Below are 25,734 nucleotides of genomic sequence, written 5' to 3' on the forward strand. Positions count from 1 at the left end.
GACCCTGCCTGTACTACCACTGACGTTTGTCAGGCCGGGTCAGTCCCAGCTTCTCGATCCGGTAACGCAGCATATCCCGCGACAACCCAAGCATCCGTGCCGACTTGGTCACGTTCCAGTCGGTACGGTCCAGGGTCTTGCAGACAAGGTCACGCTCCATGTCAGGCAGACTTGTACCCGGCTCTGGTTCGTGCCGCGGCATTTCAAACATGGCCGCCATCGGCTGTTGCGCCAACGGCTCGTCAACCAAGGTCATGCACAGGTTCAACTGATGCGCCTGCACGACCTCGTTCGGCGCCAGCAACACGGTCTGCTCCAGCATGTTGCGCAATTCTCGTACATTGCCAGGCCAGCTATAACCGAGCATCAGGCTTTCGGCCTCGGCCGAAAAGCGCAGGTTCGGCTTGCCATAACGGCGGCTATGGTGGGCAAGGAAATGCCGCGCCAATAGCAGTATGTCCTGCCCACGCGAATACAGGCGCGGCACCTTCAGGGCGATAATGCGCAGGCGGAAGAACAGGTCACGGCGGAATTTGCCCTGCTGCACCATTTGTTCCAGGTTACAGTTGGTGGCGCTGATCACCCGCAGATCGACCTTGCGTTCCTTCACAGCACCAATCCGGCGGATGCTGCGGTCTTCCAGCAACTTGAGCAACTTGGCCTGTAGCACCAGGTCCATTTCGCCGATCTCGTCAAGGAACAAGGTGCCGCCATCGGCAGCCTCCACCAGCCCCACCCGGCGCTCCTTGGCATCGGTGAAAGCGCCCTTCTCATGACCAAACAGTTCGGCCTCAAGCAGGTTGGCAGGGATCGAAGCGCAATTGAACTCGATGAACGGCCCTTTGCTGCGCGAACCATCAAAATGCAGGGCACGGGCCACCAGCTCCTTGCCAGTACCGGTCTCGCCTTCGATCAGCACCGGTGGCAGGTCGTCACTGGCCATGCGCCGCTCGGCATCGAGCACCTGGCGCAGGGTGTGCTTGAGGGTGAGCATCACCGGCGACTCGCCGATCAATGCCTGCAACCCGGACTTCTGCGCCTCGCGCTCCTGGTAGAACGACAGCGTGCGCTCCATACGCTCGGTTGCCAGGGCCTTGTCCAGGGTCAGCTTGAGCTCGGCCAGTACCACCGGTTTGGTCAGGTAATGAAAGGCGCCCTCCTTCATCGCCTGCACGGCATCTTCGACATTGCCGTAGCCGGTCATCATGATCACCTTCAGGTCCGGTGCCTGGGCCACCAGGGTACGCAGCAGGTCATGCCCGCTCATGCCTGGCAGCGAGTTGTCGGTCAGCACCGCGTCAGGTTGCGCCCGCTTGATCTGCTCCAGCGCCAGTTCCGCGCTGTGGCACACGATGACATCGTAGCCCTTGAGGCTGAGGTAAGTGCGAATGTTGTCGGCAAGGATTTCATCATCCTCGACGACCAGGATGCTGTGCTCCATGTTCCCCTCCCGCTGCAATATTGAATGTAAGGCTAACGCGGGTTCCTTCCTCTTCGCGGCTGCTCAGGCTGACCGAGCCGCCAAAACGTTCCATGATGCGCTTGACCAGGGCCAGCCCCACGCCAAGGCCACCCTGTTTGGTCGTGAAGAACGGCTTGAACACCATCCGTTCCTGCTGTTGGCTCATGCCTTTGCCCGTGTCGGTCAGCACGAACTCGGCGCGCAGGCCTTCTTGCACATTGACCTGGGCATTGAGCATCCCGCCAGCGGGCATGGCCTCCAGGGCATTGGAAAACAGGCTGTTGAGAATCTGCGTGAGCTGCAGCGGCTGGCTGACCACCCACTGCACGTCAGGCCCTTCGAAATGGAAGCGCACGCCGTTGCGTTCGATCTGCTGGGCGAAGGCCAGGTGGGTGTCTTCGATGGCCGCCACCAGGTCCACGGCCTCGGGTTCTTCACTGGACGGACGCAACGACACCAGCAGGTCGCGCACCCAACGCGACATGCGGTCGACCTGGCTGATGATGTCAGTGATGTTCTTCTGCGCAGCAGGGTTGGCGGTTTCCTGGGCAAGTTCGGCGCTGGAGAGGATATTGGCCAGCGGGTTGCGCATGCTGTGAGCCACTGCCGAAGACATCTCACCCAGCGCCACATAGGTTTCGCTTGCCACCAGCCGCTCCTGCTGCAGGTGCAGCATGTGCGCCGCACGGCGCACGATCCAGAACAGCCCGAAGTAAATTAACGCGCCACCTACCAGAGTCGAGGCCCAGATCAGCAAATAGCCGCGCTGGATGCGCCGGATCAGATCCTGCGGTTCCTTGTAGATTTCCACCATGGCCAGTACCTGCTCACCCTGGCTATCGAACAGCGGGATGTAGTTCTCGATAAACAGGTAGCGTGGTTCGCGCTGGAACTTCTGCTCTTCGCGATCATCCGCAACCTTGTGATAGCTGGCCGACACCGCCTTGCGCGAGCGGAAGGCGCGCTCAAGATCACCATCAACTTCTATCCGCTTGCCAATCAGCTCTGCGTTGGTGGACCAGACAATGGTGCGGTCGCGGGCATAAACGTTGGCCAGCAAGGTGTCCGGCAGGTGCTCGACATGATCGAGGAACTCGACCCGGGTCGACTCGGCCAAGGCCGGGGTGAACTGCCGATGCTGCAGGTCCAGTCGCGGGTCCAGCAACTCGCCCATGGTGGTGCCAGGCGGTAATTGCGAATGACGCACTTCGGCCTGGGCCATTGCCTGAATGAACTGCGCGGTGAGCATGGCATCGCGCTCTACACTGTCGCGCACCACGAAGCGCGTCGAAACGTACCCCAGCCCACCTGCCACCGAGGTAATGATCAACAGGCTGATAACCGAGAACCAGCGCAGCAAGTTGAATTCACGCAAAGGTAAGACCCGTCCGCTGGCGGTCGCACTGACCTTGTCGGGCGCTTCGTTTTCCAGCATCTGCATCGCGTGGTTCCCGCGCTGGGCGTACGTTCAGAACTGCATCAAGGCCAATGGCAGTAGCCACTGGGTAGCAATCCACCCGGGCAGTCGCAGCTGCCATTTGTAGCGTATTGCGCTTCACACATTTCACTGCAAAAACTTAGCCAGCAGAATATGAAAAACTAAAACTGTTATTTTTTAGTAGGTTACAAGCACTTATTAATCCCAATCAGAAGGATATCCCCCACAACTGGGGCATTTTCACCCACAAAAAGTTAATTTCTTTAATATCAATATCTTACAACACTTAAGTGATGTCGTTTGACGAGTTCAAGCCAGTCGAAAACTTAACGAGACCCTCGTGCCATGGCCCTCGCTGCTGCTGAGCCGAACCGCACCGCCGAAGCGTTCCATGATGCGTTTCACCAGCACCAGCCCCACCCCCAGCCCACCCTGTTTGGTGGTGAAGAATGGCCGGAAGGCCATGCGCTGCTGCGCGTCGTTCATGCCCTTGCCATTGTCGGACAGGCGCAAGGTCAGGCTGCGTCGGTTATGACGCACCACTTCGATACGCAACCGCCCGCCCTGCTCCATCGCCTCCAGGGCATTGGCGATCAGGCTACTGAATACCTGGCGCAGCAATACCGGGTGCCCCAACACCTGCACGCTCGGTAACGGTTGCAAGTCCAGGCTTACTCCACCGCGCGCCAGCGGCACAGCGTAGGTCTGCAGGCTTTCCTGCAACGCCTGCGGCAAGTCCACCGCCAATGCCTCGTCGTTCAGCGGGCGCAGTGACTGCAGCATCTGGCGGATCCACTGCGACATCCGGTCGACCTGGCTGATGATATCGTTGACCTGGCGTTGCGCCGGGCCTTCGTCGAACGCCTGTGCCAGTTCGGCACTTGAGCGGATACTGGCCAGCGGGTTGCGCAGGCTATGGGCCACCGCCGACGACACCTCACCCAGTGCCACGTAGGTTTCGCTGTTGATCAGCCGCTTCTGCTGCACCGCCAGCAGCCGGGCGGCGCGGTGCATGATGCCGTAAAGGCCGACATAGACCAGTGCAGCGCCGACGGTGATGGCCAACCAGATCAGGATCAGGCCATGCTCGATGCGTGCGATCAGGTCATGGGGTTCTTTATAGATCTCGACCATCGCTGTGACCTGCTCGCCATCGGCATCGAACAGCGGAATGTAGTTCTCGATCAATAGCTGCTTGGGCGGGGTGATGAACTTCTGCTCGGAGCGGGCATGTTCGAAACTGTGGTAGCTGGCCGAAACGCGCATCTTGTACTCGAAAGCCCGATTCAGGTCTTCATCGCCTTCGATCAACTGGCCGATCAGTGCCGGGTTGCTGGACCAGATCACAGTGCGGTCCAAGGCATAAATATTGGCCAGCAGCATATCGGGCAGGTGAGCGATATGGTCAAGAAACTCGCCGCGGGCCTTGCGCCGGGCATCCGGGTCGACGTCGGGCAAGTTATTGCGGTCGGTGCGCGGATCGAGCAGTTCGCCCATGGTACGCACATTGGGGATCGACACATGGCGCACTTCGGCATCGGCGATGGAGGTGATGAACTGTGCGGTGAGTAACGCGTCACGCTCGACGCTCTCGTCGATGATGAAGCGGCTGGAAATCAGCCCCAGCCCGGCAGCCACCGAGAGAATGATGGCTAGACTGACCCAGGCATACCAGCGCAGAAGGTTGAATGGCCTGCGCGGGGCGGCCAACTCGCTACCGGCAGGCACGTCAATAGTGTCGGAACGAGGGGCGACGTCCATAACGGACACCTCAGCTGGGCACCTTTAGAAGGTTATAGCCCAGAGTTGGGGAAACCATAGTATTAAATTGATGGCATCCGCCGAAGGGTATTTATTCCCTCCCCACTTCACCTGCCCGATACAGCCTGAGGATGGTGTGGCCCCTGTGGGAATGCGTGAGCTGCAAGCCAGTTGTTACAAAGGCGAGTCGTCATTCAACCCTTGCAACTTGCGATACTCGCGCAGCACCGTGGGCACATAACGCCGGGTCTCGGCAAACGGCGGCACGGCACCGCGCCGCAATACAGCATCCGGGCCGGCATTGTAGGCCGCTACGGCCAAGGTGATGTCGTTGTCGAACAGGGTGAGCATCTGCTTGAGGTAGCGCGCCCCTCCGTGCACATTGTCTTCAGGGTCCAGCCGGTCTTGCACCCCCATCTCGCGGGCGGTGTCCGGCATCAGTTGCATCAACCCCACTGCCCCCGCCCGCGAACGGGCTTTGGGGTTGTAGCCAGACTCGGCCTTGATCACCGCGTGCAGCAGCGCCGGCGGCACATTGTGGATGCGCGCAGCCGTGGCGACTACCTCGGCGTAAGGGCGGCCAGTGATCATTTGCGCCTTGACCGGCCCACCCTGGGCCAGCGGCTCGTTGATCACCCTCTCATAGTGGCGCCCTGGTCTATGGACATTGCTCAGCACGTAGCCCCCCTTGGCATCGATTGAGATGTACACATCGGCGTGGGCAACACCTGCCGCCAGCCAGATCAAACCGAGGATGAGTCCACGCATGCCGGTCGCCTCTTCGTCGTGGCCCCGAAGTGGGGGAAATGCCCCGGAAAACCCGAGGACAGTCACCACGACGCAAGCACTGTGCCGCTTCCTGTGCCCCATGGCGCAAGGCCCCGGGGCAGACGTGCACGGCTGTTGCATGGTGCATGTCAACGCGTGTCCCCATAGCAGTGGAGGGCTTCACCATGCAGCGCAGAACCAACCCGCAACGTGGCTTCACTCTGCTTGAACTCCTGGTGGTACTGGTGGTACTCGGCCTGCTGGCCGGCATCGTCGCGCCCAAGTACTTCAGTCAGCTCGGCCGCTCCGAGGCCAAGGTTGCGCGGGCGCAGATCGAGGGGCTGAGCAAGGCCCTGGACTTGTACCGCCTGGAGGTCGGCCACTACCCCAACAGCGAACAAGGCTTGCAGGCGTTGGTGGTCGCCCCCAGTGGCGAGGCTCGCTGGACCGGCCCGTACCTGCAGAAGGCCGTGCCACAAGACCCGTGGGGCCGCCCTTACATCTACCGGCAACCTGGCGAGAACGGCGGTGAGTACGACCTGCTGTCGATGGGCAAGGACGGCCAGCCGGGTGGTGATGGGGAAAACGCCGAAATCACCAGTTGGCAGTAAGGAGAGCGGCCATGCGCTACAGCCTCAAGGCCCTGGGTAGGCAGGGCGTGGTGCAGTTGCAGATCGACGCCGAGGACGCCGACCACGCCCGCCGCCAGGCCGAAGACCAAGGCCTGCGTGTACTCAGCCTGCGCAGCAGCGGCGGCGCCTTGCGCGGCATGGCCTGGCGCCGTGAAGCGGCGTTCGACCTGGTGCTGTTCAGCCAGGAACTGTCAACCTTGCTCAATGCCGGCCTGCCGCTGATCGACGCACTGGAAAGCCTGGCAGAGAAGAGCCCGGCAGCGACAGCGCGCAAGGTGCTCGCCGAGTTGGTACGCCAGCTGTACGAGGGCCGCTCGCTGTCCCAGGCTCTGGGCCAGCAACCGAGGGTATTCCCGCCGTTGTATGTGGCGCTGGTGCAGTCCAGTGAACGCACCGGTGCTCTGGGCGACGCCCTCACCCGCTATATCAGCTATCGCCAGCGCCTGGACCTGGTCCGCCAGAAGCTGGTGGGTGCCTCAGTCTACCCGTTGCTGCTGTTGCTGGTGGGGGGGGGTGTGGTGCTGTTCCTGCTCGGCTATGTGGTACCGCGTTTCAGCCAGGTGTTCGAGGGCATGGGCACCGAGCTACCCTGGCTGTCACGGGTGCTGATGCAGGTCGGCCTGTTTCTGCATGCCCAACAATTGCCGCTGGCGCTGGGCACCGTCGTCGGGGTGGCGACACTTTGGCTGCTGCGCCGGCACCCGCGTGTACGGCACTGGGCCTCCTGCCAACTGCGGCGTCTGCCAGCACTGCATCAGCGCCTGATGATGTATGAGTTGGCGCGTTTCTATCGCTCGCTGGGTATCCTGCTGCAAGGCGGTATTCCCATCCTTACCGCCATGGGGATGGCCCGTGGCCTGCTCGGCAACGCAGCAGCGCAGGGCCTGGAGCAGGCCAGCCTGCGGGTGGGCGAAGGGCTGCCCCTCTCGGATGCACTGGCGGCCGGGCACCTGGTGACGCCGGTATCACTGCGCCTGCTGCGGGCTGGCGAGCAGTCTGGCAACCTGGGCGAGATGCTGGAGCGCTGCGCCGACTTCCATGACCAGGAAATCGGCCGCTGGGTGGAGTGGTTCGTCAAACTGTTCGAGCCGCTGCTGATGACCTTCATCGGCCTGCTGATCGGCCTGATCGTGATCCTCATGTACATGCCGATCTTCGAACTGGCCTCAAGCATTCACTGAATGGCCAGGCCCAGGCTCTCGCGTAACGGGGTGCCTGCACAGGCAGTGCGCTGTGCCCAACCATGGCCGCCATCGATAACTGATCCCCACTTATCATTCGGCGTGATAGTAACCTTCGCCCTGTTCGATTCGTACCTCACGCGCAACACACTCACACTCCGCCCACTACTAATACATTGGCGGAGTTCTCCATGGAACAATCACTCAAACCCTTGCGCTTCCCCCTCGCTGCCCTGGCAGTGGTGGTGATCAGCGCTTGCGGTCGAACCCCCGACGCCGTGCAGGCTCCCGCCGCGCCGAAGGTAAGTGTGGCCAAGGTGATCGAGCAACCGATCACCGAATGGGACGAGTTCACCGGCCGCCTCGAAGCCCCGGAAACCGTCGAAGTGCGCCCGCGGGTCTCCGGCCAGATCGACCGGGTGGCTTTCACTGAAGGTGCCCAGGTCAAGAAAGGCGACCTGCTGTTCCAGATCGACCCGCGCCCGTTCCAGGCAGAAGTCCGCCGCCTCGAAGCCCAGTTGCAACAGGCCAAGGCCACCGCCATCCGCAGCGCCAACGAAGCCCGCCGTGGCGAGCGCCTGCGTGACAGCAACGCCATCTCCGCCGAGCTGGCCGAATCGCGCAGCAGTGCCGCTGCCGAGGCCCGTGCCGGGGTCGATGCAATCCAGGCCCAGCTCGATCTGGCGCGCCTGAACCTCAGCTTCACCCGCGTCACTGCGCCCATCAGCGGCCGTGTCAGCCGCGCCGAGTTCACCGCCGGCAACATCGTCACCGCCGATGTCACCCCGCTGACCAGCGTGGTGTCCACCGACAAGGTCTACGCCTACTTCGACGCCGACGAGCGCGTGTACCTCAAGTACACCCAGCTGGCCCGTGAAGGCCAGCGTGGCCAGAGCACCCCGGTATACCTGGGGCTGACCAACGAAAGCGGCACCCCGCACCTGGGCCACATGAACTTCGTCGACAACCAGGTCAACCCGCGCACCGGCACCATCCGCGGTCGCGCAGTATTCGACAACAGCGACGGCGAGTTCACACCAGGCTTGTATGCGCGTCTGAAACTGGTCGGCAGCGCCCAGTACGACGCCATGCTGATCAACGACGAAGCCGTGGGTACTGACCTTGGCAAGAAGTTTGTGCTGGTCATGGGCAAGGACAACAAAGCCACCTACCGCACCGTGGAACTGGGGCCGAAACTTGAAGGCTTGCGCATCGTACGCAGCGGCCTGGACAAGGGCGAACGCATCGTGGTGAAGGGCCTGCAGCGCGTGCGCCCTGGTTCGCCGGTAACCCCGGAAGAAACACCGATGGCCAGCGAGCAAACCCTCGCCGCCCTCGCACGGCAGCGTCAGGCCCTGGAGGCCAGCAACCCGGCGCCGAAAATGGCGGGCAATCACGTGAAAGTCGCCGGCGCCCAGGCGCCACGCGGTTAAGGGACCCCTACCGATGAACTTCTCGAAATTCTTCATTACCCGGCCGATCTTCGCCGCGGTGCTGTCGCTGTTGCTGCTGATTGCGGGTTCTATCTCGCTGTTCCAGTTGCCGATCAGCGAATACCCCGAAGTGGTGCCGCCCACCGTTGTGGTGCGCGCCAACTTCCCCGGCGCCAACCCCAAAGTCATCGGCGAAACCGTCGCCGCGCCGCTGGAACAGGCCATTACCGGTGTGGAGAACATGCTGTACATGTCCTCCCAGTCCACTGCCGATGGCAAGCTGACGCTGACCATCACCTTCGCCCTGGGTACCGACCTGGACAACGCCCAGGTGCAGGTACAGAACCGCGTCACCCGTACCCAGCCCAAGCTGCCCGAGGAAGTGACCCGTATCGGTATCACCGTCGACAAGGCCTCGCCTGACCTGACCATGGTCGTGCACCTGACCTCGCCGGACAACCGCTACGACATGCTCTATCTGTCCAACTACGCCATCCTCAACATCAAGGACGAGCTGGCGCGCCTGGGCGGCGTCGGCGACGTACAACTGTTCGGCATGGGCGACTACTCGCTGCGCGTATGGCTGGACCCGAACAAGACCGCTTCGCGCAACCTGACAGCCAGTGATGTGGTCGCCGCAATCCGCGAGCAGAACCGCCAGGTGGCTGCCGGCCAGCTGGGCGCACCGCCTGCCCCAGGCTCGACCAGCTTCCAGCTGTCGATCAATACCCAGGGCCGTCTGGTCAACGAGGAAGAGTTCGAGAACATCATCATCCGCGCCGGGGCCGATGGCGAAATCACCCGCCTGAAGGACATCGCCCGGGTCGAACTCGGCTCCAGCCAGTACGCCCTGCGCTCGCTGCTGAACAACCAGCCGGCGGTGGCCATCCCGATCTTCCAGCGCCCAGGCTCCAACGCCATCGAGATCTCCGACGAGGTGCGGGCGAAAATGGCCGAGCTGAAAAAGGACTTCCCTGAAGGGATGGACTACAGCATCGTCTATGACCCGACCATCTTCGTGCGCGGCTCCATCGAAGCGGTGGTGCACACCCTGTTCGAAGCCCTGGTGCTGGTGGTGCTGGTGGTGATCCTGTTCCTGCAGACCTGGCGCGCCTCGATCATCCCGCTGCTGGCTGTGCCGGTCTCGCTGATCGGTACCTTCGCGGTCATGCACCTGTTCGGCTTTTCACTCAACGCGCTGTCGTTGTTCGGGCTGGTGCTCGCCATCGGTATCGTGGTGGACGATGCCATCGTCGTGGTGGAGAACGTCGAACGTAACATCGGGCTGGGCCTGAAACCGCTGGAAGCCACGCAAAAGGCCATGAGCGAAGTGACCGGGCCGATCATCGCCACCGCCCTGGTGCTGTGCGCGGTGTTCGTACCTGCAGCGTTCATTTCCGGCCTGACCGGGCAGTTCTACAAGCAGTTCGCCCTGACCATCGCCATTTCGACCGTCATTTCGGCGTTCAATTCGCTGACCCTGTCGCCAGCCTTGGCCGCGGTGCTGCTCAAGGAGCACCACGCCCCCAAGGACCGTTTCTCGCGGTTCCTCGACAAACTGCTGGGCAGCTGGCTGTTCTCTCCGTTCAACCGATTCTTCGACCGTGCGTCCAACCGCTACGTCGGTGGCGTGCGCCGGGTCATCCGCTCAAGTGGCATCGCCCTGTTCGTGTATGCCGGCCTGATGGGCCTGACCTACCTGGGCTTCTCGTCCACCCCGACCGGTTTCGTGCCGGCCCAGGACAAGCAGTACCTGGTGGCCTTCGCCCAACTGCCGGACGCGGCCAGCCTCGACCGTACCGAAGCGGTGATCAAGCGCATGAGCGAAATCGCCCTCAAGCAGCCTGGCGTGGCCGACTCGGTGGCCTTCCCGGGCCTGTCTATCAACGGTTTCACCAACAGCCCGAACAGCGGCATCGTGTTCACCCCGCTCAAGCCATTCGATGAGCGCAAGGACCCGAGCCAGTCGGCGGCAGCCATCGCAGCCGCGCTGAATGCCCAGTTCGCCGACATCCAGGACGCCTACATCGCAATCTTCCCACCGCCGCCGGTACAGGGCCTGGGCACGATTGGCGGCTTCCGTCTGCAAATCGAAGACCGTGGCAATCTGGGTTACGAAGCGCTGTACAAGGAAACCCAGAACATCATCGCCAAGAGCCACAACGTGCCAGAGCTGGCCGGCCTGTTCACCAGCTACCAGGTCAACGTGCCACAAGTCGATGCCGCCATCGACCGGGAAAAGGCCAAGACCCACGGGGTGGCGATCACCGACATCTTCGACACCCTGCAGGTCTACCTGGGCTCGTTGTACACCAACGACTTCAACCGCTTCGGCCGTACCTATCAGGTCAACGTCCAGGCTGAGCAGCAGTTCCGCCTTGATGCCGAGCAGATCGGCCAACTGAAGGTGCGCAACAACCTTGGCGAGATGATCCCGCTGGCGACCTTCCTCAAGGTCAGCGATACCTCGGGGCCGGACCGGGTCATGCACTACAACGGCTTCATCACTGCCGAGATCAACGGTGCCGCCGCACCGGGCTACAGCTCTGGTCAGGCGGAAGCTGCGATCGAGAAACTGCTGAAAGAGGAACTGCCCAACGGCATGACCTTCGAGTGGACCGACCTGACCTATCAGCAGATCCTCTCGGGCAATACCGCACTGCTGGTGTTCCCGCTGTGCGTGCTGCTGGCGTTCCTGGTGCTGGCTGCCCAGTACGAAAGCTGGAGCCTGCCGCTGGCGGTGATCCTGATCGTGCCAATGACCCTGCTGTCGGCCATCACCGGTGTGATCGTATCGGGTGGCGACAACAACATCTTCACCCAGATCGGCCTGATCGTACTGGTGGGCCTGGCGTGCAAGAACGCGATCCTGATCGTCGAATTCGCCAAGGACGAGCAGGCCAAGGGCCTTGACCCGCTGGCTGCGGTACTGGAAGCCTGCCGCCTGCGTCTGCGGCCGATCCTGATGACCTCGATCGCCTTCATCATGGGCGTGGTGCCCCTGGTGTTCAGCTCCGGTGCAGGATCGGAAATGCGCCATGCCATGGGTGTGGCGGTGTTCTCGGGGATGATCGGCGTCACCGTGTTCGGCCTGTTCCTGACCCCGGTGTTCTTCTTCCTGATCCGCCGTTTCGTCGAGCGTCGCCAGGCCCGCAAGGCTGAACACGCTCAAGTGCTGGAGAACCACGCATGAACCTGCTCAAACCCTTGACCCCAAGCCTGCTGGCACTGGCCCTGGCGGCCTGTGCGGTAGGCCCTGACTACCAGGCGCCAGCCACCGAACCTGCACAACTGGGCAGCGACGTGCAGGCCAAGGCCTACGACCGTAGCCGCTTCGAGAGCCTGTGGTGGAAGCAGTTCGACGACCCGGTGCTGAACCAGCTGGTGCAGGCTTCGCTGGACGGCAACCGTGACTTGCGCGTGGCCTTCGCCCGCCTGAAATCGGCCCGTTCGATCCGCGAAGACGCCGAAAACGACCCGTTCCCGGTGGTCACCAGCCGTGCCAGCAGCGATCTTGGCAAAGGCCAGATCCCCGGCCAGACCACGCAGCGGGTGAACAGCGAGCGCTACGACCTGGGCCTGGACATGGCCTGGGAACTTGACCTGTTCGGCCGCATCCAGCGCCAGATCGAAGCCAGCGAAGCCCAGGAAGCGGTGGCCGCCGCCGACCTGCAGCAGTTGCAGGTCAGCCTGATCGCCGAACTGGTCGATGCCTACGGGCAGCTGCGCGGTGCCCAGTTGCGCGAGAAGATCGCCCTGGCCAACCTGAAGAATCAGCAGGAATCACGCACCATTACCGAAACCCTGCGCGATGCGGGCGTGGGCAATGACCTTGACGTGGTGCGTGCCGATGCGCGCCTGGCCGGGGTCGAAGCCACCGTGCCGCAACTGCAAGCCGAACAGGCACGGGCGCGGCATCGCATCGCCACCCTGCTAGGCCAGGGCCCTGACGCGCTCAGCGTAGACCTGTCGCCCAAGGCGCTGCCGGCCATCGCCAAGGCGCTGCCGGTAGGTGACCCAGGTGAGTTGCTGCGCCGCCGCCCGGACATCCGCAGCGCCGAACGCCAACTGGCGGCCGCCACCGCCAACGTTGGCGTGGCCACCGCCGACCTGTTCCCCCGTGTCAGCCTCAGTGGCTTCCTCGGCTTTACCGCCGCCCGCGGCTCGCAGATCGGCTCTTCGGCGGCCAACGCCTGGGCGCTGGGCCCGAGCATTACCTGGGCAGCCTTCGACCTGGGCAGCGTGCGGGCCCGCCTGCGCGGCGCCAAGGCCGATGCCGAAGGGGCACTGGCCAACTACGAACAGCAGGTGCTGCTGGCGCTGGAAGAGTCGGCCAACGCCTTCAGCGATTACGACAAGACCCAGCAGCGTCTGCTGTCGCTGATGCGCCAGAGCGACGCCAGCCGCAAGGCTGCAGAACTGGCCTCGATTCGATATCGCGAGGGTACCGTGGACTACCTGGTACTGCTCGATGCCGAGCGTGAGCGGCTAAGTGCTGAGGATGCACAAGCCCAAGGTGAAGTCGAGCTGTACCGCGGCATCGTCTCGATCTACAAGGCCCTGGGTGGCGGCTGGCAACCGCAGACCTTGGCCAGCGCACACTGACACACCGCATTTCAACGACTCCTTTGGTTGGCTCCTCCCCCAACCGTTTGCCCCGCAGGCCATGGCCCGCGGGGCTTTTTTATGTTTGCCATCGTATTCACCCCAATACGCAGTGCCTGGAATGCCACCGCAGGCCTGGTGCCTGGCCAGCGGCGTGCCCGGTTCGGTTGCATTTACCCCCCGGCTGGCCCAAGCTCTGCCCTTCCCGCCGCCACGGATCGTCCGATGCCCAGACGCAACCGCTACCTGATCGCCCTGCTGTTGTCGATTCTGGTATCGGCCCTGTTCGGCTACCTGTGGCGCGACGCCCCGCCAACCCCGCCGAACTTGCCAGCACACAGCTACGCCAAAGCGCTGCGCCAGGCTCACGACGGCCAGCCCGGCGCCGCACGGGTGCTGTACCAGCAACTGCAGCGCAACGACCTGCCCGCCATCCGCCGTGCGGCGCTCTACGCCGAGTTGCCCAACTACCCTTCACCGCAGGCATTGAAACTGGCCCGCCAGGACCTGGAACACGCCGAGCCGCTGGTGCGTCGAGCGGCCATTGCCAGTATTCGCCGCCTGTTACCGCCAGCACAGCGCAGCCTGGTACTCGGCCCGCTGCTGGACGACAGTGAGCAAAGCGTGCGTTTTGCCGCCGTGGATGCCCTGCTGGGCCTCGATCCCGACGCCATCGGCCTCTATTTCGGCCCGCTGCAGTCAGCCCTGGAGCAATACCAAAAGGCCCTCGAGCAACAACCCGAAGATGCCGACGCCCAGGTGCACCTGGCGCGCCTGTACCTGCACGAAAACGACTACACGCAGGCCGCTGCGGCCCTGCAACGTGCGCTCGAGGTTGCACCTGCCAACCTCGATGCACTGGCGACTCAGGTACGTCTGCTTGAGCGCCAGGGCCACCACGACGCCTCCCGCCAGGTATTGGGCAAAGCCCTGGCGCTGAGCCCCGACTCGGCCTTTCTGCAGTATGAACTAGGGCTTTGGCTGAAGCGCCACGAACAGCGCGAGTATGCCTTGCTGGCCCTGTCCCGCGCGGTGGAACTGGACCCGGACAACGCCGACTACCGCTATACACTGGCGGTCACCCTGCATCAGCTTGACCAGCTCGACGCTGCCCAGAAGCAACTGGAAACCATCCTCAATCGGCAGCCAGCCAATCGCCGGGCACGGGTGCTGCTGATTCAGTACTGGAAAGAGTCCGGACAGTTGCAGAACGTGCAAGTATCGCTAGCCGAACTGGAGCGCCAGAACCCGGACGACCCTGCGCTGCAACAGGGCCTGTAGGCAGTACCTGGATTCAGTTGAACCCTGAGGCTGTGCCAGGGTCCAGTGGGTATCAGGCCACCCTAAAGGAGAGTCGTTTTGGCCAGTTCGTTGGCGCTGGATGAACGTGCCTTGATCCTCGCACCGCCACAATTGGCGGCGGACACCTCACGTCTGCTTACCTCCGCCGGCATCAACAGCCTCTGCGCGGTCGACCTGGCAAACCTGCAGACGCGTCTGGCCGAGGGCGCAGGCCTGGCGATCATTGCCGAGCAGATGTTCAGCCAAGGCCCAAGCGCCTTGCTGCAGGCATTCATTGACCAGCAACCGAGTTGGTCGGATTTGCCCATTGTGCTGCTGACCCAGGGCGCCTGGTCGGCCGCTGGCGTGAGTCATCATCCGGTGGGCAATCTTCTATGGCTGGTTGCGCCCTACGAGAATGCCCAGTTGCTGCACATGACCCGGTCCGCGCTGCGCAACCGGCGTCGACAGTACGTTACACGTGACCAGCTCTATGGCATGCAGCAGCGCCTGGACAGCCGCCCTTCAACGCCGGGCCAGGAGCAGGACCGCATTGAATTCGCCCGCTGCCAGGCACGCAAGATGGAGGCCATCGGCCAACTGGCCGGCGGCGTCGCCCATGACTTCAACAACCTGCTCACCAGCATCAGCGGCAGCTTCGAACTCATCCAGCGGCGCCTGCGGCAAGGCCGCGACGACGGCCTGGACGGCGTTCTGGGCATGGGCCGCGAGGCCGTTTCACGCGCCGCACGCCTGACTCACCGCCTGCTTGCCTTCTCTTCCCGCCAATCGCTACACAGCCAACGTATAGACCTGCATCCCTTGCTCGACGCAGAGCGCCTGAAGGCTTGCCTGAGCCCGTCGATAACCTTGCAAGTGCATGCGGCCAAAGACCTGTGGCACGTGGAGGCGGATGACCAGCAGTTGCAAGAAGCCCTCGACAACCTCCTGCTCAATGCCAGCGAGGCCATGCCCAACGGTGGCCTGCTACGCATCGAAGCGAACAATCATCACATCGCCACCGAGCAGTTCGCCGGCAGCGCGCTGCGTACGGGCGATTATGTGCGCCTGCAGATCATCGACAGCGGCCAGGGCATGGCGCAAAGCACGCTGGAGCACGCCTTCGAACCGTTCTTCAGCACCAAGGCGACCGGCCAGGGCATTGGCCTGGGGTTGTCGATGGTGTACGGGTTCAGCAAGCAATCCCATGGGCATATCACCCTCCGCAGCGAGATTGGCCAGGGAACCCAGGTGGAGCTGTATTTGCCACGCCATGTCGACCAGCCCCTGCCATCCAGCGAGCCTGTGGCGCCCAGGCAAGACGGCTGCAGCCGACACGTGCTGATCGTCGAGGACGATCCCCATGTGCGCCAACTGCTTTGCCAGGCGCTGCGCGAAAACGGCTTCCCCTGCCAAAGCGCAGCCGACGCCAACGAGGGCCTGAAGGTGCTGCGCTCGGCACAACCGGTAGATTTGCTGATCACCGATGTGGGCTTGCCCGGCATGAATGGCCGGCAACTGGCGGAAATTGCCCGCAGCCTGCGCCCACGATTGCCGGTGCTGTTCATCACCGGCTACGCGGAAACGGCCATGGCCCGCGAAGGCTTCCTGGACGCTGACATGCACCTGATCTGCAAGCCGTTCGAGTTGCAGCAGTTGCAGGCTCGAGTAACACAGATTCTAGGCAAGCCTTGAAGCGCCTTACGCGTCAAGCATGCGTAGCGCCTCATCGGCAAGATGCGCCAGCGAGAACGGCTTGTTCAGCAATGCCGTGCCCGGCTGATCGAGCAATTGCGCTTCAATGGACTGATCCGCATAACCGGTGATGAATAGAATTTTCTGCTGTGCAAGCTGCATGCGCATGGCCTTGGCCACTTGCCGACCACTGAACCCACCCGGCAAACCGATATCGGTGATGACCAGATCGAAAGGGCCGCCATGGCGAAAGCGCTCCAGTGCGCTATTGGCATCGCCCACATCCGTGACGTCAAAACCACGCTCAGTCAGGTACTCGCGCATGACTGCGCGCAGATCAAGCTCATCATCCACCAGCAGCAGGCGCTCGCCCCGTGCCATGCGTTGCGAAAGCGGCACCGGTTCGGGCTCATCGGGAACCGGCTCATGGCTCCTCGGGAAAAGCATGGACACCTTGGTGCCCTGTTCCGGTACCGACTCGATCCAGGCATACCCGCCCGACTGACGGACGAAGCCATACACCATCGACAGACCAAGCCCGGCCCCGTGCCCGAGCGACTTGGTGGTATAGAACGGTTCAAAAGCCCTGGCGATATCCACCGCTGACATGCCATGGCCATCGTCCTCGACATGCACGGCCACATAGTCGCCTGGCGGCAAGCCACCTTCATCCGGGAAAAAGGCTGTGAGCCGTTCGTTGACGCTGCTGATGGTGACATTGCCCTGTTCCAGGCACGCTTCACGCGCATTGGCACACAAGTTGATCAAGGCATTCTCTAACTGGGGCACGTCCAGGCTCACTGTCCAAGGCGCAACGTCCAGCTGCCAGTGCAAACGCATCTCTGCCCCCAAGGCCCGCAGCAACAAGGGCTCGCTCAACCGCAACTGCCGATTGAAGTCCAGTGGCCGAGGGGCCAATGGTTGATGGCGAGAAAACGCAATCAACCGATGGGTCAGGTCCATGGCCCGCTGCACCGAGTCGCGCGCAACGTCCACGTAGGCCCCCACCCGCTCCAGCCGCCCCTCCTGCAGGCGCCGTTGCAGCAGTTCGAGGCTGCCACCGATACCGGACAGCAAGTTGTTCATTTCATGACCCATACCGCCAGCCAACTGACCAACCACCTCCATGCGCTCGCTGTTGCGCATCAGCGCCTCTGCCTGACGCGCCGCCTCTTCACGGTCTGCGGTGATGTCCCGGCCAACCGCTGTCAGCAGGCTGCCGTCAAACCGCGCACTCCAGCGAAACCAGTGGTAGTGGCCATCGTGGTGTCGCAGACGGATCTCCAACTGCTCCGCGTGGCTGCATTGCAGCAGCGCGGACACTGCCAGTCGCACTTCGGCACGCTCTGTCGGATGCACCAGTTCCATTACCGACATCGCCTGCACCTGCTCTTGTGTCCACCCCAGAATGCGGTACCAGGCCGGGTTGGCAGCATGCAGTCTCAATTCAGGGCTAAGCATCATCATCGCTTCGCGCGACAGCAACCAGAACTGCTCTCGCTCGGCCACATGGCGCTCGACCTGGCGTTCAAAGCTCTGCACCTGATCACGCCAATGGCGGTGTGCCTCGACGCTGGCCGTGGTCTCGATCACCGTATGCAGAAACCCCGCCACGTTACCGAGCTCATCGTGCAGGGGTGCATAACCGAATGCGCACCATAGCGGTTCGGCGCCCTCACTGCGGACGATGCGCAGTGGAGGGTCCTCGACAAAATTCGAGTGGCCTTCCAGTGCCTTGAACACCCAGGGCCCCACTGCTGGCCAGATATCACTCCACAGGGTATCGAACGCCATGCCCAGCGCATCCGGTAATGCCCGCAACGCTCGGTAGCCATCGTTATGCACCACACACAGGTCTGCCCCCCACACCACCGCACACGGGAAGGGTGACAAGTGCATCATGTCCACAGCAATGCGCAACGAGGCAGGCCAGCGCGACAATGGCCCAAGCGAGGTACGCCACCAGTCGAACTGGGCAATCCGCTCCCCCATCGGCTCGATCGATGGCAAAACAGGCGACTGCAGGATGACCTGCGACGCAGGCTCGCGTGGTTTACCGTTAGCGACCAATATCGTGACTCCAGCAATGCTCAAGGTTGACCATAGCGCCGCCAAGTCTGGCACGCTCGCCGGTGGATGGGTTCAAGTTAGCACAGCATATCGCGCACACCATGGCGTACTTGCAGGTGGCAGCTATGCTATTTAGGTTTTCCCTCGGGCCAGGGAGCACCGGCCCATTCAGGTTGCCGACGGGAGCAGGGTCATGAGCAAGAAAATTCTGGTGGTGCTGACCAATACAGCGAAGTATCCAACCCTCAAACGGGCGACCGGGTTGTGGCTGGGTGAAGCCGTTCACTTTGTCGATAAAGTCGAAAAGGCCGGCTACACGGTCGACTATGTCAGCCCACAGGGCGGTTACGTTCCCGTGGACCCGCACAGCCTGCAGATGGCCCCTGACCTGGACTGGCAATGGTACGACGACAAGCGCTTCATGACGCGCCTGGGCAATACTTTGGCCCCAGGGCAGGTGAAGGCCGACGAATACAGTGCCATCTACTACACCGGAGGGCATGGGGTGATGTACGACTTCGCCGAAAACCAACCTCTGCAGGAACTGGCGCGCAAGGTCTACGAAAAAAATGGCATTGTTGCGGCAGTCTGTCACGGCGTTGTCGGCCTGCTGAACATCAAGCTGAGTAACAACTGCCTGCTTCTCAAAGGCCGCAAGGTGACCGGCTTTTCCAATATAGAGGAGAAACTGGTCGAACTGGACGACGTAGTGCCTTTCTTGACGGAGAACGAACTTGGGGCTCGCGGCGGTGAGTACAGTAAGCATGATGAGCCGTGGAAGCCTTACGTGGTCGACGATGACCGGCTGATTACCGGACAGAACCCCGCCTCCACTGCCTTGCTGGCCGATGCAGTGCTCAAAAAGCTCAATGGCAGTTAGCTACACCGAGGCGCTCGATTTCCTACCACTTCAACTGCAGCCGGACTACAGCAGCCTGATCAGTAAATACATAGGCTCAGGGCTCAGCTGTTCACCACGAACAGTTTCAGAGCGGAGAACTGTTAGCCTATGTCGAAAATCATGCACGCAGGGCGCAGCATGGTGGAGCTGCTGCTGCTCATCGCAGTGGCGCTGGTGCCTGTGGTTTCCGGTTTGCTGGTGATGGCTTTCCAGCTGGAAGCAAAACTTGCAGAAAACGCGAACATCTCCGTTCAGGAGGCGGTGTTCAGCGTCGACAATGCACTGGACAGAATGCACGAGACGGCCCTGCGCACCCTGCCATTTGCAGGTCAACCTTGCGACAACGTCAAAAGCACCTTGCAGGACCAGGTTGCCCATCGCTCCATCGTCAGGTCACTGACCTTGCTGAAAGACAAGCAACCTTACTGCAGCACAGTTTCAGGTTCGTTGGAGCATTATTCATCGTTCGCGTTGTCCGGCCAGCGGGTCGCACTGTCCTACGGCCCTCCTGATACGCGCCAGAAGCTGCTGGTAGACTTTCACCAGAAGGGCAGAAACAATGGCGTAATCGTGACAGCCTATGCCACGCAGATCCGCAACGAACTGGATGGCTTTCAGGATGGGCTGATACTGCTGGTCGAATTTGGCGACCGCTACATATGGAGCAATGGTGACAGCCGTAACCTTGAACGCCCTTCACAGGCCGAATTTTTTACAAGCGCAATGTCGGCCAGGTATGGGTATACGGTCAAAGGTGGCTACCCAGAGGGTTTCACCGCTCATGAAATCCGCCAGTCGGTGCTACAGATAGCGCCCTCACTGATGCTGGTGGGGATCGTGACCGGCTCGATCGTCTACCTGGCCCTGTTCAGGGCGCGTGCCAACAGGCGGGGTACCGCCGCCGAACGAGCATGACGACGACGGTACTCCAGGGGCGGTCAGTCTGTGCTCAGCACGCCACGGCGTACCTGGTCACGCTCGATGGATTCGAACAGTGCCTTGAAGTTGCCTTCACCAAAGCCATCGTCGCCTTTACGCTGGATGAACTCGAAGAAGACCGGGCCAAGCAGGGTTTCCGAGAAAATCTGCAGCAGCAGGCGCTTGTCTTCGGGTTGCGAGGCACCATCGAGCAGGATGCCACGCGCTTGCAGTTGGTCGACCGGCTCACCATGGCCAGGCAGGCGCTCTTCGAGCATTTCGTAGTAGGTTTGCGGTGGCGGGGTCATGAAGCGCATGCCCAACCCCTTCAGGGCATCCCAGGTCTTGAGCAGGTCATCGGTCAGGAAGGCCACGTGCTGGATACCTTCACCGTTGAACTGCATCAGGAATTCTTCGATCTGCCCCGCGCCCTTGGACGACTCTTCGTTGAGCGGGATGCGGATCATGCCATCAGGAGCAGTCATGGCCTTGGAGGTCAGGCCGGTGTATTCGCCCTTGATATCGAAGTAGCGGATTTCACGGAAGTTGAACAGCTTCTCGTAGAAACCGGCCCAGTAGGCCATACGCCCGCGATAAACGTTATGGGTGAGGTGATCGATGATTTTCAGGCCGGCCCCTACCGGGTTGCGATCCACGCCTTCGATGAAGTTGAAGTCGATGTCGTAGATCGAGCTGCCTTCCTCGAAGCGGTCGATCAGGTAGAGCGGTGCCCCGCCGATACCCTTGATCGCCGGCAGGCGCAGTTCCATCGGGCCGGTTTCGATTTCTACCGGCTGGGCGCCCAGTTCCAGGGCGCGGGCATAAGCCTCATGGGCATTGCGCACGCGGAAGGCCATGCCGCACACCGACGGGCCGTGTTCAGCGGCGAAGTACGAGGCAATGCTTTTGGGTTCATTGTTCAGGATCAGGTTGATGTCACCCTGGCGATACAGGTGCACATCCTTGGAACGGTGGGTGGCCACTTTGGTGAAGCCCAGTATCTGGAATACAGGCTCAAGTACGCCAGGGGTCGGCGAAGCCAGTTCGATGAATTCGAAGCCCATCAGGCCCATTGGATTTTCGAAGATATCAGCCATGTTCGTGTTCTCATCTGCAGCGAAAATTATTGATTGCGTGGGATGTGGAACAGAAACGGCGGTGAGCACGGGATACCCCGCACGCTACGTGCAAGGAAATCACCTATGATCAGCTTGAACCCATGGTATGTCATATGGACCCATTCTCGGCGGGCTTGATCCTTCGGAAGTGAAGGACCTTATTGTTGTATTCGTAAATCGATTCTACAGTGCGTAAAATGGTTTGTCGCGTTTTTAGTTGCTCGTACGCGCCGACAAACGGCTATCCTCTCGTTTTACTTCATGATAGTCAGGTCAGCATGCCCCTTACCGTCAAACGCCGCGCCGCACTCAGCTGGCGCTCGCTCTTGCCTTGGGTCGTCGGCGTGCTGCCGGTCATGTGCGGCCTGGCCGTGATGAACTGGCAGGTCGAGCGTGAAATGCAGGCCAGCAGCCAGGCCACCACCCGCCAGGCACTGGAGCACGTCGAACACATTCTCGACGACCTGTCCCGTGCCGCCAATTCGCTGCTTCCACTGACTGACAGCCCATGCGAGCAGGCCAAGCTTATGCTACGGGCCCAGGTTACCCGCAACGCCTTCGTGCGCTCGACCAACCTGTTCAGGCACAACAACCTTTATTGCACCTCCCTGTTCGGCGAGTTCGAAGAACCGGTCAATCCTGGCGATTACGTCGACGGCAAGTTATGGCTGATGGACGGCAACTCGGTTACGCCGGGCCACCCGCTGCTGGTCTACCGTGCCAGCGACGGCGACCACGGTGCAATCACCACGGTGGATGGCGACCACCTGCTGACAGCACTGCGCCTGATCGGCCCCGATGAAGAACTGCAAATCCGCGTGGGCGACGCCTGGATGGGCAAGGACGGTGTGGTCCACAAAGGCCTATCCCCTGCCGCCCCCAGTGCCAACGTGCTGATAGGCTCGACGCGCTACCCTTTCAGTGTGCAGGGCGGCTACAGTGCCGACAAGCAGGGGCAACTGTTACGTAGCCACTACCCTGGCCTGCTCAGTCTGCTCCTGGTACTGGGTGCCCTGGCGGCGTTGGTGTGCCGCTGGCAGATTCGCCGCGCCACCTCACCGCGTGCCGAACTGGAGCGTGCCCTGCAGGCCGATGAATTCCTGCCGTATTTTCAGCCGGTGGTGCGCAAGGGCGATTACCGCTGGGCCGGCGCGGAAGTGCTGATGCGCTGGCACCACCCACGAGAAGGCCTGGTTCGCCCCGACCTGTTCATCCCCTATGCCGAACACAGCGGGCAGATTGTCGCCATGACCCGCGCGCTGCTGACACATACCGCGCAAAGCCTGGCGCCCTATGCCGGGCTGCTGGAAGACGGCTTCCATATTGGTGTCAACATCACCGCTGACCACTGCCGCGACCTCAGCCTGCTGGATGACTGCCGCACGTTCCTGCAGCACTTTCCGCCCGGCCGGGTGGTGCTGACCCTGGAACTGACAGAGCGCAAGCTGATCGAGCCCACGCCGGTCACCCTTGAGCTATTCGAAAAGCTGCATGCCATGGGCGTGATGATCGCCCTCGACGACTTCGGCACCGGCCAGTCGAGCCTCAACTACCTGCGGCAATTCAAGGTCGACTACCTGAAGATCGACCAGAGCTTCGTTGCCATGATCGGCGCCGATGCGCTGTCAGTGCACATACTCGAGACCATCATCGAGCTGTCGGGCAAGCTGGACCTGGGCATCGTTGCCGAGGGAGTGGAAACCGACCTGCAGCGCGACTACCTGGCCGCGCACGGGGTGGACTTCCAGCAGGGTTACCTGTTCGCCAGGCCCATGCCGGCCGCCCAGTTCCTCGAAGCCCTGGCCACTCGCCCGGGCGCAACGCAGTTGCCGCAAGGCGCGCCCCCTGAGATCATGCGCGGCTGATCAACCCGCTCAATTCCCTTATTCGAGGCATTCGTGTCAAAAGGCATTGTTTCATCGGTCATGGCGTCCTGTTTGTTCGCTGTGATGTACTTCTATACCTCCCTGCTCAAGCCACTTGATGGCGAAGAAATCTTTGGCTGGCGTACCCTGCTGACACTGCCCTGCCTCACCCTGTTCATGCTTGTCTCGAAAGACTGGAAGCGGGTGGGCGAACTGATGGGCCGGGTAAAACGTACGCCGGTGCTGTTGCTCGGCATGGTCGGCACTTCCTGGCTGATGGGGGTGCAGCTGTGGCTGTTTCTCTGGGCGCCCCTGCATGGGCGCAGCCTGGAAGTGTCAATGGGTTACTTCCTGCTGCCACTGGCCATGGTCCTGACCGGGCGGCTGGTATATGGCGAGCGCCTGTCTCGCCTGCAGACGGTAGCCGTGGCCTGCGCCGCGCTGGGCGTGGGCCACGAGCTGTACCAAAATGGCAGTTTTGCCTGGGAAACCCTGCTGGTAACGGTGGGCTACCCGATCTACTTCGTGCTGCGCCGACGCTGCCGCACCGACCACCTGGGCGGCCTGTGGTGCGACATGTGCCTGCTGCTGCCGTGGGCGCTTTACTTCGTGATCCAGAGCCCACTTTCCAGCGCCGATCTGCAAGCACACCCCGGGCTCTATGTGCTGATCCCGATCCTTGGTGCGATCAGCGCTTCGGCGCTGATTGCCTACGTGCTGGCCAGCCGCATGCTGCCATTCAGCCTGTTCGGCCTGCTCAGCTACGTCGAACCCGTGCTGCTGGTAGGCGTGGCGTTGCTGCTGGGCGAAACCATCGGCCCGGATCAGTGGCTGACCTACCTGCCAATCTGGGCCGCGGTACTGGTGCTGGTGCTTGAGGGCTTCAAGCACCTGCTACGTCAGCGTCGCCGTTCGGTGTAAGCCGAACCTGGCGTACCCGTCGCTCTTCAACCGCCTCCACGGTCAGCGTCCAGCCATTCCAGGCCAGCCGGTCACCGACCATCGGCAGGCGGTCGAGCAAGCTCATCACCAGGCCCGCAAGGGTCTGGTAATCCTCGGTAGCACGGGCACTGAAGCCAGTACGCGCCTGCACCTGGCTGAGGTTCAGCGCGCCGCTGACCACAAAGCCTTCCCCCTCCTGAACGATGCCCGGGCCTTCGACTTCACTGGCATCCGGCAGCTCGCCGGCAATCGACTCAAGGATGTCGGTCATGGTCAACAGCCCGGTGAAGTCACCGAACTCGTTGACAACGAAGGCAATGTGGGTCGACTGACCGCGCATTTGCTCCAGGGCATTGAGGATGCTGAAGCTCTCCAGCAGGTTCAATGGCGCCCGGGCCATGTTTTCCAGGTCGGGCTGGTTGCCCGAGAGCAGTTCTTTCAGCAGTTCCTTCTTGTGCACAAAGCCCAAGGGCTCGTCCACGCGACCATCACGGATGAGTGGCAGGCGCGAGTACGGCGAATTGGCCAGGGCCTGGGCAATGGCATCGGCCGGTTGCGCCAGGTCGATCACATCAACCTCGGCACGGGCAGTCATCACCGTACGAATCGGCCGCTCGGCCAGGTTCAGCACGCCGCTGATCATGACCCGCTCACGACGGTCGAACAGCACGTGTTCCCCGCCGCCCTCGACCAGGTCGGCAATTTCCTCGCCTACCTCGTCAGCCTCGACCCGGCGGCCGCCCAGCAGGCGCAGCACGGCATGGGCAGTCCGTTCGCGCAACGGCCGATGCTGTTGCAAGCTGCGCTTGCGGCGGGCACGGGCCAGTTGGTTGAACATCTCGATCAGGATCGAGAAGCCGATGGCCGCGTACAGGTAGCCTTTCGGGATATGGAAGCCCAGACCTTCTGCGGTGAGGCTGAAACCGATCATCATCAGGAAGCCCAGGCACAGCATGATCACCGTCGGGTGGGCGTTGACGAAGCGGGTCAGCGGCTTGCTGGCAACGATCATGATACCGATCGAGAAGATCACCGCGATCATCATCACGGACAGTTCATCGACCATGCCCACCGCCGTGATCACGGCATCCAGCGAGAATACCGCGTCCAGTACCACGATCTGGGCAACGATCGGCCAGAACGCGGCATGGCGCAGCGTGCCACTGGCCTGGGTCACGTGACCTTCCAGACGTTCGTGTAGCTCCATGGTGGCCTTGAACAGCAGGAACACACCACCGAACAGCATGATCAGGTCACGGCCAGAGAAGCTCTTGTCGAACACTTCGAACAGCGGTGCGGTCAGGGTGACCATCCACGAAATGCTGGCCAACAGGCCCAGACGCATGATGAGCGCCAGGCTCAGGCCAATGACCCGCGCGCGGTCGCGCTGATGCGGCGGCAACTTGTCGGCGAGGATGGCGATGAACACCAGGTTGTCGATACCCAGCACCAGCTCGAGGACGATAAGCGTCAACAGGCCTAGCCAGGCCGTGGGGTCGGCTAGCCATTCCATTAGCGGGTACTCACGAGGGAAACGTCACAAGGACGAGGGAAGGATGGCCGGAAAAGCCGAAGACTGGGGGGCTCCGCGAAGGTGCTCATATAGACCTTGATAAAAAATTGGGAGGACGATGCTACAAGCACAGCAGGTTTCTGTAGTAGCG

Annotated in this window: 18 protein-coding genes; 11 read left to right on the plus strand and 7 right to left on the minus strand. The window is 61.9% G+C overall.

Annotated elements, in window-relative coordinates; translation table 11 throughout:
* Positions 1–13 precede the first annotated feature (13 nt).
* From ACF8GF_RS09815 to ACF8GF_RS09830, 4 genes are all read right to left on the minus strand, one after another.
* A complete protein-coding gene (locus ACF8GF_RS09815) occupies positions 14–1,441 on the minus strand; it encodes a sigma-54 dependent transcriptional regulator (RefSeq protein ID WP_176683414.1) in 1,428 nt (475 codons plus the stop codon).
* Positions 1,410–2,903, minus strand: coding sequence for a HAMP domain-containing sensor histidine kinase (locus ACF8GF_RS09820; protein WP_176683413.1), 1,494 nt, complete (start codon positions 2,901–2,903; stop codon positions 1,410–1,412). The genes ACF8GF_RS09815 and ACF8GF_RS09820 overlap by 32 nt, the downstream gene beginning before the upstream one ends.
* 306 nt (positions 2,904–3,209) lie before the next feature.
* Entirely contained in the window at positions 3,210–4,661 is a 1,452-nt protein-coding gene (locus tag ACF8GF_RS09825) for a HAMP domain-containing sensor histidine kinase (protein WP_176683412.1), read from the minus strand.
* Positions 4,662–4,835: 174 nt separating this feature from the next.
* The gene (locus ACF8GF_RS09830; protein WP_176683411.1) at positions 4,836–5,429 is read right to left on the minus strand and encodes a lytic transglycosylase domain-containing protein; all 594 of its coding nucleotides are present in this window, start codon (positions 5,427–5,429) and stop codon (positions 4,836–4,838) included.
* A 185-nt stretch (positions 5,430–5,614) separates the two neighbouring features.
* On the opposite strand from ACF8GF_RS09830, the gene gspG reads away from it, so the two are divergent.
* The 7 genes from gspG (at position 5,615) to ACF8GF_RS09865 (ending at position 16,256) form a co-directional block, all read left to right on the plus strand.
* Positions 5,615–6,040 carry a type II secretion system major pseudopilin GspG gene (gspG, locus tag ACF8GF_RS09835; protein WP_003253843.1) on the plus strand — a complete coding sequence of 142 codons (426 nt, stop codon included), beginning with the start codon at positions 5,615–5,617 and terminating at the stop codon, positions 6,038–6,040.
* A gap of 11 nt (positions 6,041–6,051) precedes the next feature.
* A complete protein-coding gene (locus tag ACF8GF_RS09840; protein ID WP_176683410.1) occupies positions 6,052–7,242 on the plus strand; it encodes a type II secretion system F family protein in 1,191 nt (396 codons plus the stop codon).
* Between the two features lie 191 nt (positions 7,243–7,433).
* Positions 7,434–8,675: a multidrug efflux RND transporter periplasmic adaptor subunit MexE gene (gene mexE, locus ACF8GF_RS09845; RefSeq protein WP_209965600.1), complete on the plus strand. Its 1,242-nt coding sequence runs from the start codon at positions 7,434–7,436 to the stop codon at positions 8,673–8,675.
* A gap of 13 nt (positions 8,676–8,688) precedes the next feature.
* A complete protein-coding gene (locus ACF8GF_RS09850) occupies positions 8,689–11,868 on the plus strand; it encodes an efflux RND transporter permease subunit (RefSeq protein WP_339533494.1) in 3,180 nt (1,059 codons plus the stop codon).
* Positions 11,865–13,280, plus strand: coding sequence for an efflux transporter outer membrane subunit (locus tag ACF8GF_RS09855; RefSeq protein WP_392488075.1), 1,416 nt, complete (start codon positions 11,865–11,867; stop codon positions 13,278–13,280). Before ACF8GF_RS09850 ends, ACF8GF_RS09855 begins: the two co-directional genes overlap by 4 nt.
* 225 nt (positions 13,281–13,505) lie before the next feature.
* Complete coding sequence (locus ACF8GF_RS09860; protein WP_176683406.1) at positions 13,506–14,561, plus strand: HEAT repeat domain-containing protein; 1,056 nt, start codon at positions 13,506–13,508, stop codon at positions 14,559–14,561.
* 78 nt (positions 14,562–14,639) lie between these two features.
* On the plus strand, positions 14,640–16,256 hold the full coding sequence (locus ACF8GF_RS09865; RefSeq protein WP_392488076.1) for a response regulator: 1,617 nt from the start codon (positions 14,640–14,642) through the stop codon (positions 16,254–16,256).
* Positions 16,257–16,262: 6 nt separating this feature from the next.
* Here ACF8GF_RS09865 and ACF8GF_RS09870 read toward each other — a convergent pair whose 3' ends face one another.
* Entirely contained in the window at positions 16,263–18,326 is a 2,064-nt protein-coding gene (locus ACF8GF_RS09870; protein ID WP_176683404.1) for a PAS domain-containing sensor histidine kinase, read from the minus strand.
* 193 nt (positions 18,327–18,519) lie between these two features.
* On the opposite strand from ACF8GF_RS09870, the gene ACF8GF_RS09875 reads away from it, so the two are divergent.
* Both ACF8GF_RS09875 and ACF8GF_RS09880 read left to right on the plus strand, forming a co-directional pair.
* Entirely contained in the window at positions 18,520–19,206 is a 687-nt protein-coding gene (locus ACF8GF_RS09875) for a type 1 glutamine amidotransferase domain-containing protein (protein ID WP_176683403.1), read from the plus strand.
* A 129-nt stretch (positions 19,207–19,335) separates the two neighbouring features.
* The gene (locus ACF8GF_RS09880; RefSeq protein ID WP_392488077.1) at positions 19,336–20,142 is read left to right on the plus strand and encodes a CSS-motif domain-containing protein; all 807 of its coding nucleotides are present in this window, start codon (positions 19,336–19,338) and stop codon (positions 20,140–20,142) included.
* 23 nt (positions 20,143–20,165) lie between these two features.
* Here the strand turns inward: ACF8GF_RS09880 and hppD are convergent, their stop codons facing one another.
* The gene (hppD, locus tag ACF8GF_RS09885) at positions 20,166–21,242 is read right to left on the minus strand and encodes a 4-hydroxyphenylpyruvate dioxygenase (RefSeq protein WP_028697182.1); all 1,077 of its coding nucleotides are present in this window, start codon (positions 21,240–21,242) and stop codon (positions 20,166–20,168) included.
* Positions 21,243–21,541: 299 nt separating this feature from the next.
* Between hppD and ACF8GF_RS09890 the strand changes: the two genes are divergently transcribed.
* Both ACF8GF_RS09890 and rarD read left to right on the plus strand, forming a co-directional pair.
* Complete coding sequence (locus ACF8GF_RS09890) at positions 21,542–23,128, plus strand: EAL domain-containing protein (RefSeq protein WP_209965589.1); 1,587 nt, start codon at positions 21,542–21,544, stop codon at positions 23,126–23,128.
* Between the two features lie 33 nt (positions 23,129–23,161).
* On the plus strand, positions 23,162–24,049 hold the full coding sequence (gene rarD, locus ACF8GF_RS09895; RefSeq protein WP_176683400.1) for an EamA family transporter RarD: 888 nt from the start codon (positions 23,162–23,164) through the stop codon (positions 24,047–24,049).
* Here the strand turns inward: rarD and ACF8GF_RS09900 are convergent.
* Positions 24,012–25,583, minus strand: a complete 1,572-nt coding sequence (locus ACF8GF_RS09900; protein WP_176683399.1) for a TerC family protein — start codon at positions 25,581–25,583, stop codon at positions 24,012–24,014. The genes rarD and ACF8GF_RS09900 overlap by 38 nt on opposite strands.
* Positions 25,584–25,734 lie beyond the last annotated feature (151 nt).

This window comes from Pseudomonas sp. yb_5, from assembly GCF_043103865.1.
Classification (GTDB): domain Bacteria; phylum Pseudomonadota; class Gammaproteobacteria; order Pseudomonadales; family Pseudomonadaceae; genus Aquipseudomonas; species Aquipseudomonas putida_Y.